Here is a 14981-nt window from a genome sequence, read left to right as displayed (position 1 = left end):
CATCATGCTCCAGTTCGGCCTTCGTAATCCCGCGCTCGACTATCGCCACCGCGCCACGGCCTTCGGCGTGGTGGAGCGCGACGGCCTGATCGCCTGCGTCCGGGTCGAACGAGCGGCCGGCGCCTATTTCGATCTTCCCGGCGGGGCGGTGGACGGCGAGGAGACCGAGGTCGAGGCCCTGGTGCGCGAGTTCGTCGAGGAAACCGGCCTGTCTGTGACGCCTCTGAACCGCATCGCCGAGGCGGGCCAGTATCATCTGAAAAGCACCGGCGAGCCCCTCTGCAACGTCGGCGGCTTCTGGACCGCGACGGTCACGGCCGAGAACCCCCAGGCCAAGTGCGAGGACGATCACACCCTGGTCTGGCTGGACCCGACCGTGGCTTTGTCGCGTCTGCGCCACGACTCCCACGCCTGGGCGGTCGCGGTGTGGCTGCGTCGGGCAAGCTGAGCCTTACGGAACGGCCCGGACCCGCTCCCGTTTCTCCTTCACCTTGCAGCGCCATCGCGGCGTCGCTCGAAACAGGAGAATTCCCATGCCAGATCAAGACCGTATTGAAGGCTCCGCCAAGAATGTCGGCGGCAAGATCAAGGAAGGCGTCGGCAAGATGACCGGCGATTCCAAGCTTCAGGCTGAGGGCAAGGCGGACCAGGTCGAAGGCAAGGTCCAAAACACCGTCGGCGGCGTGAAGGACAGTCTGCGCGACAATCGCAACTGACGCGACCGACTATTCAAAGACGTTCAACGCCGTCCGCGATCGCGGGCGGCGTTTTCGTTCGGGTCAGTCATTGCCCCATAGCTTCAGCGTCAGCCCCTTGTCCTCGGTCGTCCCCACCGGTCGGCATTCCGAACTGAAGCCGCCCCGTTCGGGACGGGGGCGGCAATCCACCTCCTTGGGCCGGGGAGAGTCGGTCGGCGCCCGCGACTGAGGGCCGCACTGCAGGCCGTAGGACGAGCCGCCCTGGGCCGCCTGGGCCATCTGGCAGTCGCCCGCCATCCCCTCAGGGCGCAGGGCGTCGGGCAGATCCGGCCCCAGAGCCAGGGCCAGCTGGGCGCGAACCTCGGCCTGACAGACTTCCAGCGATCTCGCGCCGCGCAGCTGCGGGCTGCACCGCGCCCGCTCATAGCCGAACGGATCGGCGAGACCCCATTCCGGAACATTGTGGGCGGGACGCGGCGGCGGGGCTTCGGCGGCGGGCGGCGCCTCCCACACCACGGTCGGAGCGGCCTGTTGGGCCAGAAGCAGCAGGGCGAAGGCGACGAGCATTCTCAGGCCTCTTTGCACTGTCGCCAGGGCGGTTTCGCCCCGGACGCGAAACCTACCTTGTCAGCGCCCGCATCGCCTTGTCGAGCCCCTCCAGCGTCAGGGGGAACATTCGGTCGTCCATCAGCTCCCGCAACAGGCCGACCGAGGCGGTGTAGCTCCAATACCGTTCCTGCACCGGGTTCAGCCACACGGACTTTTCCCACTGCTGGCGGGCCCGCTTCATCCACACCGCCCCGGCCTCCTCGTTCCAGTGTTCGACCGAACCGCCGGGCATGGTGATCTCATAGGGCGACATGGTCGCGTCGCCGACGAAGATGGCGCGCCAGTCGCCGGGATATTTGTGCAGCAGGTCCCAGGTGGCGATCCGCTCGGTGTGACGCCGCCGGTTGTCCTTCCAGACACCCTCGTACAGGCAGTTGTGGAAGTAGAAGAACTCCAGGTTCTTGAACTCGGTCCGGGCGGCCGAGAACAGCTCCTCCACCAGCTTGATATGGCCGTCCATCGATCCGCCGATGTCCAGGAACAGCAGCACCTTGATCGTGTTGCGCCGCTCGGGCCGCATCTGGATGTCCAGCCAGCCCTGGCGGGCCGTGCCGTCGATGGTGCCGTCGATGTCCAGCTCTTCCGCCGCCCCTTCGCGCGCGAACCGGCGCAGGCGACGCAAGGCAACCTTGATGTTGCGCGTGCCCAGTTCGACCGTGTCGTCCAGGTTCTTGAACTCGCGCTTCTCCCACACCTTGACCGCCCGGCCATGTCGTCCGGGTCCGCCGATCCGCACGCCTTCCGGATTATAGCCGCCGTGACCGAAGGGGCTGGTCCCGCCCGTGCCGATCCATTTTGAGCCGCCGGAATGGCGTTCCTTCTGCTCCTCCAGCCGCTGTTTCAGCGTCTCCATCAGCCTGTCGAACCCACCGAGCGCCTCGATCTGGGCCTTTTCCTCGTCGGTCAGATATTTCTCGTTGAGCAGCCGCAGCCATTCCTCGGGGATGTCGGTGGTCAGGTCCTCGCCCGCCCCGACAGATTCCACGCCCTTGAATACGGTCCCGAACACCTGGTCGAACCGGTCATAGTGTTTCTCGTCCTTGACCAGCACCGCGCGCGACAGGTGATAGAAGGTCTCGACCTCGCGGCCCGCCAGATCGTGATCCATGGCCTCCATCAGATGGAGCCATTCCTTCATCGACACCGGAACCTTGGCGTCGCGCAGGGCGGTGAAGAAGGGCAGGAGCATGGGCTCTTAATGCCGCAAAGCCGAAGCTTTAGGGAGCGACTTTCTCTGTCGGGAGGCTGCGCGAGAACATGATCGCGCCCACGAGGTTTGTGGGCGTATCGCCTTCTGACGGTCCCGTCACACGCCCCTTGAAACTCCATTCGCCTTGATGGGTCACCAGAACGAGTGTGAGCATGGGACGACCGTCGATCTTGATATCATAGCCGGCGACGCGCTGGGCCGGGGCATCGTTGATGGTGGCTGTAATCAGCCCCTCGGCGTGGGGCTTTGCATCCGGCCATCGCTGCACAATCGCGTTCATTGTGTCTTGAATTATGGCTTCCTCGCTGAAGTATCGCGCATAGCGTGTGGCGTAGCTAGTGAAGTTAACTTCCAGCAGGCGCGTGTTGCATCCCACGTCCTCACCTTCCCCAATCGAGGCTGCAGCGGGGTAGATGGTGATCTTGTCGTATTCCGGGTCTGAGAAGGCGCACACCATGCCGCTGGCTTTGTGACGGACCGTGGGGGTAGCGTCGGTGGTGATATTCTCGAAATAGCGTGCCGCATTGGCCGAGGCGATCAACTGGTCGGCGTAGGATCGGGCGGTGGCGATCTCCTCAACATTCGGCGGTTTGTTGTCAGGCGCCGTGTCTTGAGTATGGGCTGCTGTAGAATAGGCAGCCAGCAATAGCGCAATTGCAGCGACGCGGTTTGACACCGTGAACTCCTCCCTTTTTTTAAGAAAAGCACGCAGCTCGCCGAACGTCTATCCGCGCCGCAAGATGAACTCGTGGTCGCGCCAGGCGCCGACCGGGTATTCATATTCGCCCGCCTTCTCGAACCCATAGGCGGCGTACAGGCGCTGGGCCTTCTCGTTGCCGCTCCAGACGCCGATCCAGAGGGGGCCGCCCGTGTTGGCCTCCATCCAGTCCAGCGAAAGGGTCAGCAGCTTCGTGCCCAGGCCCAGACCCTGGGCGGCTTTGGACACATACAGGCGTCGCAGCTCCATATGCTCCGGCCGCGCCTCCGGATGGGGCAGGCCGTTGGGGCCGGCGTTGGCGAAGGCCAGCAGTTCGCCGTCCCGCTCGGCCACCCACCAGGCTGCGTTGGGTTCGGCGAGCTTTTTCCGCGTCGGCTCGGGATCGAAACTGGCGTCCAGAAAGGCCGCCAGGTCCGCCTCGGGATAGGGAATGCCGAAGCCGGTCACGAAGGTTTCGACGAAGGTCCGACGCCCCAGGACGCCCAGGGCTTCGGCGTCTCCGGGGCGGGGGGTGCGGATCAGGATCTCGGTCATGACCCGCCCCTTAGCCTCAGAAGCCGTCCAGCGCGACCTTGCCGATCGTCGAGCCGCTTTCCAACTGGCGATGCCCGTCTAGAAGGGTCTCGACCGAAAGCCGGCCCAGGTTGCGGGTCAGGGTGGTGCGGATGGCGCCGGCGTCGACCGCCTCCGACACGGCGTTCAGGATTTCGTGCTGCCGGATCATGTCGGGGGTCTGGTGGACCGGGCGGGTGAACATGAACTCCCACACGAAACCGGCCGCCTTCTGCTTCAGCAGTTCGACCGGCAGACCCTTGAAGTCGTCAATGGCGCCGATGACCCCCTGGGGCGCGACGGCGCGGGCCAGGGCCTCGAAATGGCCGGCCGTGTGGGTCAGGGATGCGATATATTTCGGCGCCCGTTCGCCGGCTTCCGTCAGGGCTTCGTCGATGGGGCGGGAATGGTCGATGACGGCGTCCGCCCCCTGGTCCAGGCACCATTGACGGGTCTCAGGGCGAGACGCGGTGGCGACGACACGCAGTTTCGTCATGGTCTTGGCGATCTGGATCAGGATGGACCCGACCCCGCCGGCGCCGCCGACGATCAGCAGGCTCTCGTCCTCGTCCCGGTCGGCTTTCATCCGGTCGAACAGCAGTTCCCAGGCCGTGATGGCGGTCAGGGGCAGGGCGGCGGCCTCGGCATAGGTCAGGGACTGCGGCTTGCGACCCACGATCCGTTCGTCCACCGCCTGACGTTCGGCGTTCGAGCCCGGACGGTCGATCTGGCCAGCGTAGAAGACCTCGTCTCCGACCTTGAACAGGCTGACCTCCGCCCCGACGCCGATCACCACGCCTGCGGCGTCATAGCCCAGGATGCTGGGCTGGTCCGGCTGCCGACTGCTGCGCACCTTTGTATCCACGGGGTTCAGGCTGACGGCCTTGACCGCAACAAGCAGATCCCGCGGGCGCAGTTCAGGCTCGGCCGCCTCGAACGCGATCAGGGCGGCGGGATCCGAAACGGGGCGGGGGCCGGTCGTGCCGATGGCCTTCATGACAATGCTCCTTGGCTTGTGTCGTCGCGTCCCACATCGCCTTCAGCTACATTCGGCGCAAGAACGGCATTTTTCTATATGTAGTACCCAAATGGATACCGTCTTTTCCGAGACCTTCGTCGCGCCGCCTCGAAACGTGCGGCCGGGTGAATGCGTCGTCGACGCCGCCCTCAATCTGATCGGCGGCAAGTGGAAGGGGGTGATCGTCTATCATCTGCTCGACGGCCCCTTGCGGTTCAGTCAGGTGAAACGTCATCTTCCCGGCGTCACTCAGCGGATGCTGACAAAGCAGTTGCGCGAGCTGGAGGCGGCGGGACTGGTGCATCGGACGGTCTATGCTCAGGTTCCGCCCCGCGTCGATTACCGCCTGACCGAGGCGGGTCGGACGCTGTCTCCGGTCATCCTCGCCCTGCGCGCCTGGGGCGAGGCTCATCTGCGCATGGAGGCTGAGACATGAGCGGCCTTCCGCCCTCGACGCCGGCCCATGCGCCGGTCGCCCCCCTGCGGCGCGCGATCCGTTGGCGCATCAGTCGCTGGAAGCCGAGGATTTCGCCTGGGCGACCCGCGCGGTTCTGGAAATCGCGCGCCGGTCCTGTTCGGGCAAGGTTGTGTCTGCGCTCGAGGGCGGTTACGACCTTGAAGGACTAGGCCGCTCCGCGGTCGCACACGTCGCCGCGCTCGGGGAGGATTAGGACGTATAAGGCCTTGAAACCTTAAGCTTCGTCCCATCGCCATGTCAGCCCCCGCCCTGTCCCTCGATTCGACTGAAGAGACCGCCGTTCAGGTGGGCGGCTCTGTTGGCGCGCCTGCTGCGAGCGGCGTGCGGCCCGGCGCCATCATCCTGACGCGCCACGGCGAACCCGCCCTGTCGCGCAAGTGCCTGATCACTGCCCGTGAGTACGGTGACTGGTGGGCGAAGTATGAGGTCGGCGGTCTGCTGGCGGGCCAGACGCCGCCGCCCGAACTGGTCGCCGCCGCCCAGGGCGCCGGGGCCATCTACGCCTCCACCCGCCAGCGGGCCCAGGAGACGGCCGCCGCGGTCGTCGCCGGGCGGGAAGTGATGTCGGACGTCATGTTCATCGAGGCGCCCCTGCCGCCGCCGCCCATTCCCGACTGGATCAAGCTGTCGCCGAAATGGTGGGGGGTGGTGTCGCGCTTTTGGTGGCACGCCTTCGATCATCACGGCGGCCAGGAGACCCGCGCCCAGGCCGAGGTCCGCGCCGAACAGGCCGCCCAGAAGCTGATCGCCCGCGCCGAGACCGGCCAGGACGTCCTGGTCTTCGCCCACGGCTATTTCAACCATATGGTCGGCGCGCGTCTGAAGGCCGACGGGTGGAAACTGGTGCATAACCAGGGCTTCAAATACTGGTCGCAGCGCCGTTACGAAAAGCGCTAGCCGCATAACCGTTGATGCGGGGCGACCGGGTCTTTAGGGTCGCGCGCCATGACCGACGCCGCACCCGCCATTCCCGCCGACCTCAGCTTCGAAGACGCGCTGCAGCGTCTGGAGACCATCGTCTCGCGCCTGGAATCCGGCCAGGCCCCGCTGGAGGAATCCATCGCCCTGTACGAAGAGGGCGCCCGGCTGAAGGCCCATTGCGAGGCGCGTCTGAAGGCGGCCCAGCTGCGGGTCGAAAAGATCGTGGTCGGGCCGGCCGGCCAGGCCAAGGGCGTTGAGGCGGCGTCGTTCGAATGAAGCCGCATCGTCCTCTTGCGGCCAAGGGCGGTCGATCGTCTTGAACCGGGTCATCGCCGCCAATTCGCCCGAGCAGGCCGTGATCGACCGGGTCGCTGAGGTCGCCGATCTGGTGACGGTGGCGCTGGATGAGCTGTTGCCGCGCGCGGAAGGGCCGGAATCCCGCCTGACCGAGGCCATGCGCTATGCGGCCCTGGGACCGGGCAAACGGCTGCGGCCCTTTTTCGCCCTTGAGGCGGCGCGGCTGTTCGACATCGACGCGCGGTCGGTGCTGCGCGCCGCCTGCGCCCTGGAATGCGTCCATGCCTACAGCCTGGTCCACGACGACCTGCCCTGTATGGACGACGACGACATGCGGCGCGGCCGCCCGACCGTCCACCGCGCCTATGACGAGGCCACGGCGGTCCTGGCCGGCGACGCGCTTCAGACGGCGGCCTTCGACATCATTCTGCACGAGGACACCCACGACGATCCCGCCGTCCGCTGCGAACTGGCGGCCCGGCTGTCGCTGGCCTCGGGCGCGCGGGGCATGGCGGGCGGTCAGATGATCGACCTCCTGGGGGTTCGCGACGATCTGGGCGGGGTCGCCCGAATGCAGCGGCTCAAGACGGGCGCCCTGTTCGCCTACGCCTTCGAAATCCCGCTTATCATCGCCGAGGCCTCGGCCCAGCATCAGCACGCCCTGATCAGCTTCGCCCACGACGTCGGCCTGGCCTATCAGATCGTCGACGACATTCTGGACGCCGAGGGTTCGGCCGAGGAAATGGGCAAGGCCGCCGGCGGCAAGGACGCGGCCCTGGGCAAGACCAATTTCGTCACCCTGCTGGGGCTGGACGAGGCGCGACAGAGGGTCGCGCTGTTGTCCGATCAGGCCCGCGCCCATCTGGAGTCCTTTGGCGATGAGGCGGAAATCCTCAAGGCGAGCGTGGACTTTGTGCTAAGGCGCCGGTCCTGATACGAAACGTCGACCGCCCTCGCGGGTTGATTGATCAGACTTCCAAGGTTTTCCCGGCTGATGCCCGACACCCCGCTCCTCGACACCGTCAAGTTTCCCGCCGACATGCGGGGCTTCGACATCGCCCAGCTCAAGCAACTGGCGGAAGAAGTGCGGGCGGAAACCATCGACGCGGTTTCGGTCACGGGCGGCCACCTGGGCGCGGGCCTTGGGGTGGTCGAGCTGACCACGGCGCTTCACCATGTGTTCGAGACGCCAAAGGACATTCTGATCTGGGACGTCGGCCATCAGTGCTATCCGCACAAGATCCTGACCGGACGTCGCGACCGGATCCGCACCCTGCGCCAGGGCGGCGGCCTGTCCGGCTTCACCAAGCGCAGCGAGAGCGAATACGATCCCTTCGGCGCCGCCCACGCCTCGACCTCGATCAGCGCCGCCCTGGGCTTCGCCGCCGCGCGCGACCAGAAGGGCGAACAAAACAAGGTGGTCGCCGTCATCGGCGACGGCTCCATGTCGGCCGGCATGGCCTATGAGGCGATGAACAATGCGGCCGAGGCCACCAGCGGCCAGCTGATGGTCATACTGAACGACAACGACATGTCCATCGCCCCGCCGGTCGGGGGGATGAGCGCCTATTTGGCCGGTCTGGTGTCCGGCGGCGCCTATCAGAACGTTCGCCGCCTGGGCCGCTCCTTCGCCCAGCACCTGCCGCGCCCGTTCCGCAACGCCGCCAAGAAGGCCGAGGAATACGCCCGCGGCATGGTCACCGGCGGCACCTTCTTCGAGGAGCTGGGCTTCTACTACGTCGGCCCCATCGACGGCCACGACATGGAGAACTTGGTGCCGATCCTGAAGAAGGCGGCGGCCATCGAGGACCGGCCGGTTCTGGTTCATGTCGTGACGCAGAAGGGCAAGGGCTACGCCCCCGCCGAGAGCAGCGCCGACAAACTCCACGCGGTGGTCAAGTTCGACGTGGTCTCCGGCAAACAGACCAAGGCCGTCTCCAACGCCCCCAGCTACACCAAGGTGTTCGGGACCGAGCTGATCAAACACGCCAAGGCCGATCCGTCGATCGTCGCCATCACCGCCGCCATGCCCTCGGGCACCGGGCTGGACCTGTTCGGCCAAGCCTTCCCCGAGCGGACCTATGACGTCGGCATCGCCGAACAGCACGCCGTCACCTTCGCGGCCGGTCTGGCCGCCGACGGGATGAAGCCGGTCTGCGCCATCTATTCCACCTTCCTCCAGCGCGGCTATGACCAGGTCGTCCACGACGTGGCGATCCAGTCCCTGCCGGTGCGGTTCGCCATGGACCGGGCCGGTCTGGTCGGCTCCGACGGGGCGACCCACGCCGGATCGTTCGACATCGGCTTCATGGGCGCCTTGCCCGGCATGGTGCTGATGGCCGCCGCCGACGAGGCCGAACTGGCGGGCATGATCTCGACCAGCCTGGCCATCGACGACCGCCCCAGCGCCTTCCGCTATCCGCGCGGCGACGGCGTCGGGGTCGAGATCCCGGAACTGGCCGCTCCGTTCGAGATCGGCCGCGGCCGGATCGTGCGCGAGGGGACCGCCGTCGCCATCCTGTCCCTGGGCACCCGACTTCAGGAAGCGCTGAAGGCCACTGACCTGCTGGCGGCGCGCGGCGTGTCCGCCACCGTCGCCGACGCCCGTTTCGCCAAGCCGCTGGACGCCGATCTGATCCTGCGCCTGGCCCGCGAGCACGAGGCCCTGATCACGGTGGAGGAGGGGGCCATGGGCGGCTTCGGCGCCTTCGTCCTGCAACTGCTGGCGGAAAAGGGCGCCCTGGATCGCGGGCTGAAGATCCGCACCCTGAACCTGCCCGACGTCTTCCAGGATCAGGACACGCCGACGGCCATGTACGCCCAGGCCGGGCTGAACGCCGACCATATCGCCGCCGCCGCCGTCCAGGCGCTGGGCCTCGCGGCGGCGCGCGCCGTTCGCGCCTGACGCCCGCGCCCGTGGCCGCCGGCGTTCCAGCCCGGCCGGTCGGGCCGGCCTTCCTCGTCGGCTACGCCGTCGCCTATATCGGCGGCTTCATCGGCGTGGCGCCCCTGCTTCAGGTGCTTGCGCCCCTCCACGCCGAGCTTATCGGCGGCGAGGCCAAAGGCCCCCTGCTCAGCCAGGCCCTGTTCTGGGGCTGTATGGCGGCCGGGGTCGGCAACATCATCGGCGGCGCCCTCAGCGACCGCACCCGGTCCAGACACGGGCGCAGACGGCCCTGGATCATCGTCGGCGCGGTGCTGACGATCGCCAGCTACGCCGGTCTTCATCGCGCATCGACGCCCGTCGGCTTCGTTCTGGCGCTCGTCGGGTTTCAACTGGCGTTCAACATCCTGCTGGCGCCGCTCCTGGCCCTCTTCGCTGATCGGGTGCCGGAAAACCGGCGCAGCGCCATGTCGGCCGTCATGGGCATGGGCTATCCTCTGGCCGCCATGATCGGGTCGGTGGTCATGGCCTGGGGACCGCAGGGCGAGGCGGCGCGGCTGGCGGTCCTGGCCGCCGTCGTCGCGGCGGCCACCGTGCCCTTCGCCCTGCTGTCGCGCGAAGACCCGCCGCCGTCGGCGCAGGTCCGCCCGGTGTTTTCGGGCTTCTCCCTGGCGAGCCTGCTCAGGCCCTTTGCAACCCGCGACTTCAGCCTGGCCTGGTCCTATCGTTTCCTGGTCGTCACCGGCTATTCGCTGGTGGCCTTTTATCTGCTCTTCTACATCGCCGACGCCATCGGCTTTGCTCGGCTGTTCCCCGGCCGGACGGCTGAGGCGGGTCATTCCCTTGTCACCGCCATCGCCGTGGTCGGGGTGGTCGCGGTCAGCGCCGTGGTCGCCGTCAACGGGTCGCGTGTGACGCGGCGAAAGCCCCTGGGGGTGACGGGGGCGGTCCTGCTGACGATCGCAGCGGCCGTCATGGCGGCGACCCCGGACTGGACCCTGGTCCTGATCGCCTTCGCCCTCTATGGCCTGGGCCAAGGCTGCTACGGCGCCGTCGATATCGCCTTGATGACCGACGTCCTTCCCTCGGCTCAGGATCGGGGCAAGGATCTGGGCCTGATCAACCTGGCCGTGACCCTGCCCCAGGCGATCGCCCCCTTGATCGCTCTGGTCCTGTTGGAGCGGCTGGATCTGGGCTTGCGCAGCCTGTTCGTGGCCGCCGCCCTGTGTTTCTTGGGAGCTGCCCTTGCGGTGGCGGCGATCAGGCGGGTGCGGTGACGTCTTCCAACGGCCCCAGGCCCGTCTCAGTCCGCGCCAGACGATAGCGTTTCAGCGTACGGTTCTCATACGGCTTGGCCAGGATGGTGGAGACGGTGCGCAGTTCGCCGACGGCCTGATCCCGCTCCAGGGTCAGCAGCACGAAACCCTTGGCCGACTGGTCGCAGAACTTGACCTCGGGATTGGCGGCTTGCAGCGCCAGACCCAGGGGCAGGCCGCCGACATGGTCGCCGGGCGAGGGGCTGGAAATGGCCGAGGTTCCGAACTCGACCGCCCGGCGCTCCCCTCCGTTGTCATACAGTTCATTGACCCAGAAGGCGTGGCTGTCGCCGGCCAGGACGATGGGCTCTACCCCCGCCTGTTTCATGGTCTCGTACAGACGCTCGCGTCCGGCCGGATAGCCGTCCCAGCTGTCCAGGTTGAACGGCAGGCCCAGTCTGAACAGCTGGATGGCGGTCTCGACCTGGGGGCGGACGTCGTCGGGCAGGCCGGAGACCATCTGGGCCAGCTGGGCGGGGGGCACCATCTGTTCAATGTTCGGCCCCTTGACCCGGGCCATAATGACCTGATTACCCAGGATCTGCCACGGCCGGCCGGCGGCCTTGGACTGGCGCATGGCCTCGCCCAGCCAGCGGCGCTGGGGCTCGCCCAGCAGATCGCGCGACGGGTCCTGGCGCTGGGCCTCGAAGGCGTCGAGGTCCGGCCGCCCGTCGGCGGTCTTGGGAATGTCGGCGAACTCCATCTGTTCGACGCGGGCCAGCAGCCGGGTCTCGACCATATGCAGGCTGGCCAGGTCGCCGAAGTGGAAGCTGCGGTTGATCGCCTCCTTCATGGTCCCGGGGCGGGCTTCGCGGATCGGCATCCATTCGAAATAGGCCCGTAGAGCCGCCGCCTTGCGCGCGGCGAAGTCGCCTTCGGTCGCGGGCTGATGGTTCTCGGCGCCTCGCATCCAGGTGTCGTTGGCGACCTCGTGGTCGTCCCAGACGCAGATGAAGGCGGCGCGGGCGTGGGCGGCCTGAAGGTCGGGATCGGTCTTGTACTGGGCGTGGCGCGTTCGATAGTCGGCCAGGCTGACGATCTCATGCGGCGGCAGGGGCGACCGGCCCAGCGGCGCACCGGTATTCATGCCGTAATCGTTCGGAGCGGCGCCGTATTCATAGATGTAGTCGCCGAGGTGGACGACGGCGTCCAGTCGATCCAACTGGGAGATGGCCTCATAGGCGTTGAACAGGCCGCCCGGATACAGCTGGCACGACACCACGGCGAGGTTCACCTGGGGCGTGGCGCCCAGAGGAAGGGTGCGGACCCGACCGACGGGCGAGGTCACGCCGCGGGCGATGAACCGGTAGAAATACTCATGGCCGGGCTCCAGGCCGCGCCCATGCAGATCGTGTTTGACGGTGAAGTCGCGCTCGGCCCGGGCGGTCAGGTCGGCGGTGCGGCGCACCATGTCGGTGAATTCGGCGTCCTTGGCCACTTCCAGAACGACCGGGATATCCCCGGCCGACGGATCGGCCGGGGTGACGCGGGTCCAGAAGACGGCCGAATGATGATCGGGATCGCCGCTCGCCACGCCGTGCAGGAAGGCGACCTGACCGGCATGGGCGGCCTGGGCGACGGCGGGCGTCGCCGCCCCCGCGCCCAACAGACCTAGGAGGCTGCGGCGATCCAGTTTCATCGTTCGATCCTTACAGCTTCAGCTTGAACACCAGACCATAGGCCGCCGGACGACCGGCGATGAAGGTCGGCATGCCCAGGGCGTCGCCGGTGTTGCCGGCGTCCTTGATGTACTTCTCGTCCAGGACGTTTTCGCCGAAGGCTTCGAGGCCCCAGTTTCCGCCTTCCGGCGTATAGCGGACCCGAATGTTCAGCAGGCCATAGGCGTCCTGATATTCGTCCTGGATCAGGTCCGCGACGAAGTTCTGCGTTTGCAGGGCGGGGATGTCGTTGTCGTCGCTGAAGAAGACCTTGGACTGCCAGGTGTAGGTCGGCTGGACCTCGATCTCGCCGCCCGTCGTCGGCAGGCGCCAGGTCGCGCCGATCGAGGCGGCGTGGTCAGGCGACAGGCGGAACTGATTTCCGTCGTAGATGCCGTTCTCGAAGCGCGAGTGGTTGTAGGCATAGGTGGCGAACAGGTCCAAGGTCGAGGCCACGGCGAAGTTCGCCTGACCTTCGAAGCCGTAAGACTTGGCCTCGCCCGCGTTCGTCGTGATGAACTGCGTGCCTTGCTGAATCGTCGTTTGGAAGTTTTCGTAGTTGTACAGGAAGACCGCGCCGTCGACGCGCAGGCGGCCGTCCAGCAGGGCCGACTTGGCGCCGACCTCATAGCTGTCCACGGTTTCCGCATCGACCGGGGTGAAGCGCGCCGCGCCGCTGGGCGCGGACGGCCCCGAGGCGCTGATGACTTCCGGGCGACGACCGCGGGCGTAGTTGGCGTACAGATTGGTCTCGTCGGTCAGTTCATAGCGGGCCGTGAGGCGCCAGGTCAGGCCGTCGTCTTCCGAGTCGAAGTAGGAGAAGTCGCCGTTGTTGGTCGTCGGCTGGGCGGTCAAACCGAACAGCGGGAAGAGGCCGGCGGGCAGGGCGGCGAAGCTCGGATTGGCCAGGGCCGCCAGGAAGCTGGGAACCTGGGTGGCGGGAACGGCGCCGGTCTGAAGACCCAGAAGAGCGCCCAGGGCCGAACGGCGCTCCACCGAACTGGCGTAGCCGGTGGTCTTGTCGTCGCGGGTGTAACGCAGGCCCGCCGACATCTCGAACCGGTCGGTGAAGGCGTAGGTGACGTCGCCGAAGACGTCATAGGAAGTCAGCTCCGACCGGTTGGTCGAGGTCTCGATATGGGCCGGGTCAAGATTGGCGGCGATCGGCGTGGCCAGGGCGCCCGCGCCCAGGGGCGTCAACAGGGCGGCCAGGGCGCCGCGCGCCACGGTGGGATAGGCGGCGAGCGGCAGGGTGCGGTCGCCGACCGTCGTCGGCGAACCGTCCAGCAGGCCGGCCAGCTGGGCCAGGGCCAGGCGTTCGTCGAACTGGGCCGGGGTGCGCTGATAGCCTTCTTCGTGGAACCAGCCGGCGCCGACAAAGCCGGTCAGGCGGCCGCCGTTGTCGAAGCCGAGGCGCAGATCCTGGCTCCATTGTTCGCCATGGGTCTCTTCCGCCGCCGTCAGGACGGGCAGGGAGACGCCGTCGGCGTCGAAGGTTTCGTAGTTGTCGAACTCGCGATAGGCGGTGGTCGAGTTCAGGGTCCAGGCGGCGTTCAGATTGATCCGGGCCAGACCGGTCAGGCCCCAGACTTCACGATCCAGTCCCAGGTCCTTGCCGCCGTCGAAGGCGCCGCCGCGCGTCAGGGCCGCGCCTTCCCAGGGCTCCTTGCCGCCCAGGACGGCGCCCGTGTCCGGGTCGGCCGGCGCATAGGCGATCGACTTGAACGAGGTGCCCGAGGCGTGGTCGTTCTGATAGTTGCCGATCACGTCGAAACGCAGGGCGTCCGACGGGGCCCAGGCGCCGGATAGGCGAACGGCCTTGGTTTCGATGCCGTTGAAGTCGTCGCCGCCCCGCAGGTTCTCGACCGAACCGCCGCGGGTCTTCAGCCGGGTCGCCAGGCGCAGGCCGGCGGTCTCGCCGACCGGCAGGTTCAGCGCGCCTTCGACCATGCGATAGTCTTCATTGCCCGCCTCGATATTGGCGTAGGCTTCGGTCTGGCCGGGCTCGGCGCGGTTCTGGACCAGGTTCACCGCCCCGATGAGGGCGCCGCGGCCGTACAGGGTCGATTGCGGGCCCTTGGCCACTTCGACGCGCGCCAGGTCGAACAGCTCGACATAGGAGCCGCGCGACTTGGAGATCGACACGCCGTCCTGGAACACCGAGACGCGGGGCTCGGCCGTGGCGGCGCCCGAATCGGAGGTGATGCCGCGCATCACGAAGCCGGGGTTGTTCGGCGACTGGTTCTGCACCAGGAAGCCCGGCACGAAGGCCGACAGCTGTTCGAACTCCTGGATGCCCAGGTCCTCCAGGAACTGGCCGGAATAGGCGGTCAGGGCGAACGGAACCTCGATGGTCTTCTGTTCGCGCAGCTGGGCCGTGACGACGATCTCGTCCAGATCCGTCGGTCCGGCGTCTTGGCTTTGCGCCTGAGCGGCCTGGGCCATGGCCAGGACGCCGCTCAGGGCGGCCGCGGCCATCAGCCGCGTCTTCAGTTCGTTCGCCATCATCATCCCCAACTTGGCTGAATGGCGCTCAGTAGCGGGGGGCGATGTCGTATGGACGACGAATAGGCGTCGTCTGCGTGACGCTAAGCTTGAAAATCCGCGACAAATCCACCGTGT

At 67.1% G+C, this 14981-nt stretch carries 16 protein-coding genes; 9 read left to right on the top strand and 7 right to left on the bottom strand.

The window, feature by feature from the left end; all coding sequences use genetic code 11:
• The first annotated feature begins 4 nt into the window (after window positions 1–4).
• Together ACZ5M6_RS15145 and ACZ5M6_RS15140 are read left to right on the top strand one after the other, a co-directional pair.
• A complete protein-coding gene (locus ACZ5M6_RS15145) occupies window positions 5–448 on the top strand; it encodes an NUDIX domain-containing protein (protein WP_182713277.1) in 444 nt (147 codons plus the stop codon).
• An 85-nt stretch (window positions 449–533) separates the two neighbouring features.
• On the top strand, window positions 534–716 hold the full coding sequence (locus ACZ5M6_RS15140; protein WP_183214992.1) for a CsbD family protein: 183 nt from the start codon (window positions 534–536) through the stop codon (window positions 714–716).
• Between the two features lie 63 nt (window positions 717–779).
• Here the strand turns inward: ACZ5M6_RS15140 and ACZ5M6_RS15135 are convergent, their stop codons facing one another.
• Genes ACZ5M6_RS15135 through ACZ5M6_RS15115 form a run of 5 tightly spaced genes read right to left on the bottom strand, consistent with a single transcriptional unit; the run spans window position 780 to window position 4784 of the window.
• The gene (locus tag ACZ5M6_RS15135; protein WP_191554413.1) at window positions 780–1265 is read right to left on the bottom strand and encodes a hypothetical protein; all 486 of its coding nucleotides are present in this window, start codon (window positions 1263–1265) and stop codon (window positions 780–782) included.
• Between the two features lie 52 nt (window positions 1266–1317).
• Window positions 1318–2496: a vWA domain-containing protein gene (locus tag ACZ5M6_RS15130; RefSeq protein ID WP_191554412.1), complete on the bottom strand. Its 1179-nt coding sequence runs from the start codon at window positions 2494–2496 to the stop codon at window positions 1318–1320.
• 28 nt (window positions 2497–2524) lie between these two features.
• On the bottom strand, window positions 2525–3193 hold the full coding sequence (locus ACZ5M6_RS15125; protein WP_152950845.1) for a hypothetical protein: 669 nt from the start codon (window positions 3191–3193) through the stop codon (window positions 2525–2527).
• Between the two features lie 48 nt (window positions 3194–3241).
• The gene (locus tag ACZ5M6_RS15120) at window positions 3242–3769 is read right to left on the bottom strand and encodes an N-acetyltransferase family protein (RefSeq protein ID WP_464159042.1); all 528 of its coding nucleotides are present in this window, start codon (window positions 3767–3769) and stop codon (window positions 3242–3244) included.
• Between the two features lie 16 nt (window positions 3770–3785).
• Window positions 3786–4784, bottom strand: coding sequence for a zinc-binding alcohol dehydrogenase family protein (locus ACZ5M6_RS15115; RefSeq protein ID WP_191554409.1), 999 nt, complete (start codon window positions 4782–4784; stop codon window positions 3786–3788).
• 91 nt (window positions 4785–4875) lie between these two features.
• Between ACZ5M6_RS15115 and ACZ5M6_RS15110 the strand changes: the two genes are divergently transcribed.
• The 7 genes from ACZ5M6_RS15110 (at window position 4876) to ACZ5M6_RS15080 (ending at window position 10662) form a co-directional block, all read left to right on the top strand.
• Complete coding sequence (locus ACZ5M6_RS15110) at window positions 4876–5241, top strand: winged helix-turn-helix transcriptional regulator (RefSeq protein ID WP_191554408.1); 366 nt, start codon at window positions 4876–4878, stop codon at window positions 5239–5241.
• On the top strand, window positions 5216–5476 hold the full coding sequence (locus ACZ5M6_RS15105) for a hypothetical protein (protein ID WP_464160130.1): 261 nt from the start codon (window positions 5216–5218) through the stop codon (window positions 5474–5476). Before ACZ5M6_RS15110 ends, ACZ5M6_RS15105 begins: the two co-directional genes overlap by 26 nt.
• Before the next feature lie 41 nt (window positions 5477–5517).
• Window positions 5518–6180, top strand: coding sequence for a histidine phosphatase family protein (locus ACZ5M6_RS15100; protein ID WP_054766483.1), 663 nt, complete (start codon window positions 5518–5520; stop codon window positions 6178–6180).
• A 48-nt stretch (window positions 6181–6228) separates the two neighbouring features.
• Window positions 6229–6480 (top strand): exodeoxyribonuclease VII small subunit, encoded by a 252-nt coding sequence (locus tag ACZ5M6_RS15095; protein ID WP_464159041.1) that lies wholly within the window; start codon window positions 6229–6231, stop codon window positions 6478–6480.
• A gap of 79 nt (window positions 6481–6559) precedes the next feature.
• Window positions 6560–7435 carry a polyprenyl synthetase family protein gene (locus ACZ5M6_RS15090; RefSeq protein WP_152951165.1) on the top strand — a complete coding sequence of 292 codons (876 nt, stop codon included), beginning with the start codon at window positions 6560–6562 and terminating at the stop codon, window positions 7433–7435.
• A 60-nt stretch (window positions 7436–7495) separates the two neighbouring features.
• Window positions 7496–9406: a 1-deoxy-D-xylulose-5-phosphate synthase gene (gene dxs / locus ACZ5M6_RS15085; protein ID WP_464159040.1), complete on the top strand. Its 1911-nt coding sequence runs from the start codon at window positions 7496–7498 to the stop codon at window positions 9404–9406.
• 11 nt (window positions 9407–9417) lie between these two features.
• Complete coding sequence (locus tag ACZ5M6_RS15080) at window positions 9418–10662, top strand: MFS transporter (protein WP_464159039.1); 1245 nt, start codon at window positions 9418–9420, stop codon at window positions 10660–10662.
• On the opposite strand, the gene ACZ5M6_RS15075 is transcribed toward ACZ5M6_RS15080, so the two are convergent.
• Complete coding sequence (locus ACZ5M6_RS15075; protein ID WP_348683970.1) at window positions 10646–12340, bottom strand: alkaline phosphatase D family protein; 1695 nt, start codon at window positions 12338–12340, stop codon at window positions 10646–10648. The two genes, ACZ5M6_RS15080 and ACZ5M6_RS15075, sit on opposite strands and share 17 nt — an antisense overlap.
• Window positions 12341–12350: 10 nt before the next feature.
• Window positions 12351–14837, bottom strand: coding sequence for a TonB-dependent receptor (locus ACZ5M6_RS15070; RefSeq protein WP_464159038.1), 2487 nt, complete (start codon window positions 14835–14837; stop codon window positions 12351–12353).
• Window positions 14838–14981: the final 144 nt, after the last annotated feature.

It is taken from the genome of Brevundimonas sp. Br13 (assembly GCF_055391505.1).
The sequence above is the reverse complement of the archived record's forward strand: the minus strand, read 5'-3'. Positions and strand labels throughout refer to the sequence as shown.

Bases quoted from the DNA above. Each gene is read 5' to 3' on its own strand.
- ACZ5M6_RS15120 (WP_464159042.1), bottom strand. From the start codon at position 3,769: ATGACCGAGATCCTGATCCGCACCCCCCGCCCCGGAGACGCCGAAGCC.
- ACZ5M6_RS15095 (WP_464159041.1), top strand. From the start codon at position 6,229: ATGACCGACGCCGCACCCGCCATTCCCGCCGACCTCAGCTTCGAAGAC.
- ACZ5M6_RS15130 (WP_191554412.1), bottom strand. From the start codon at position 2,496: ATGCTCCTGCCCTTCTTCACCGCCCTGCGCGACGCCAAGGTTCCGGTG.
- ACZ5M6_RS15070 (WP_464159038.1), bottom strand. From the start codon at position 14,837: ATGGCCGCGGCCGCCCTGAGCGGCGTCCTGGCCATGGCCCAGGCCGCT.
- ACZ5M6_RS15075 (WP_348683970.1), bottom strand. From the start codon at position 12,340: ATGAAACTGGATCGCCGCAGCCTCCTAGGTCTGTTGGGCGCGGGGGCG.
- dxs (WP_464159040.1), top strand. From the start codon at position 7,496: ATGCCCGACACCCCGCTCCTCGACACCGTCAAGTTTCCCGCCGACATG.
- ACZ5M6_RS15140 (WP_183214992.1), top strand. From the start codon at position 534: ATGCCAGATCAAGACCGTATTGAAGGCTCCGCCAAGAATGTCGGCGGC.
- ACZ5M6_RS15115 (WP_191554409.1), bottom strand. From the start codon at position 4,784: ATGAAGGCCATCGGCACGACCGGCCCCCGCCCCGTTTCGGATCCCGCC.
- ACZ5M6_RS15135 (WP_191554413.1), bottom strand. From the start codon at position 1,265: ATGCTCGTCGCCTTCGCCCTGCTGCTTCTGGCCCAACAGGCCGCTCCG.
- ACZ5M6_RS15100 (WP_054766483.1), top strand. From the start codon at position 5,518: ATGTCAGCCCCCGCCCTGTCCCTCGATTCGACTGAAGAGACCGCCGTT.
- ACZ5M6_RS15145 (WP_182713277.1), top strand. From the start codon at position 5: ATGCTCCAGTTCGGCCTTCGTAATCCCGCGCTCGACTATCGCCACCGC.
- ACZ5M6_RS15110 (WP_191554408.1), top strand. From the start codon at position 4,876: ATGGATACCGTCTTTTCCGAGACCTTCGTCGCGCCGCCTCGAAACGTG.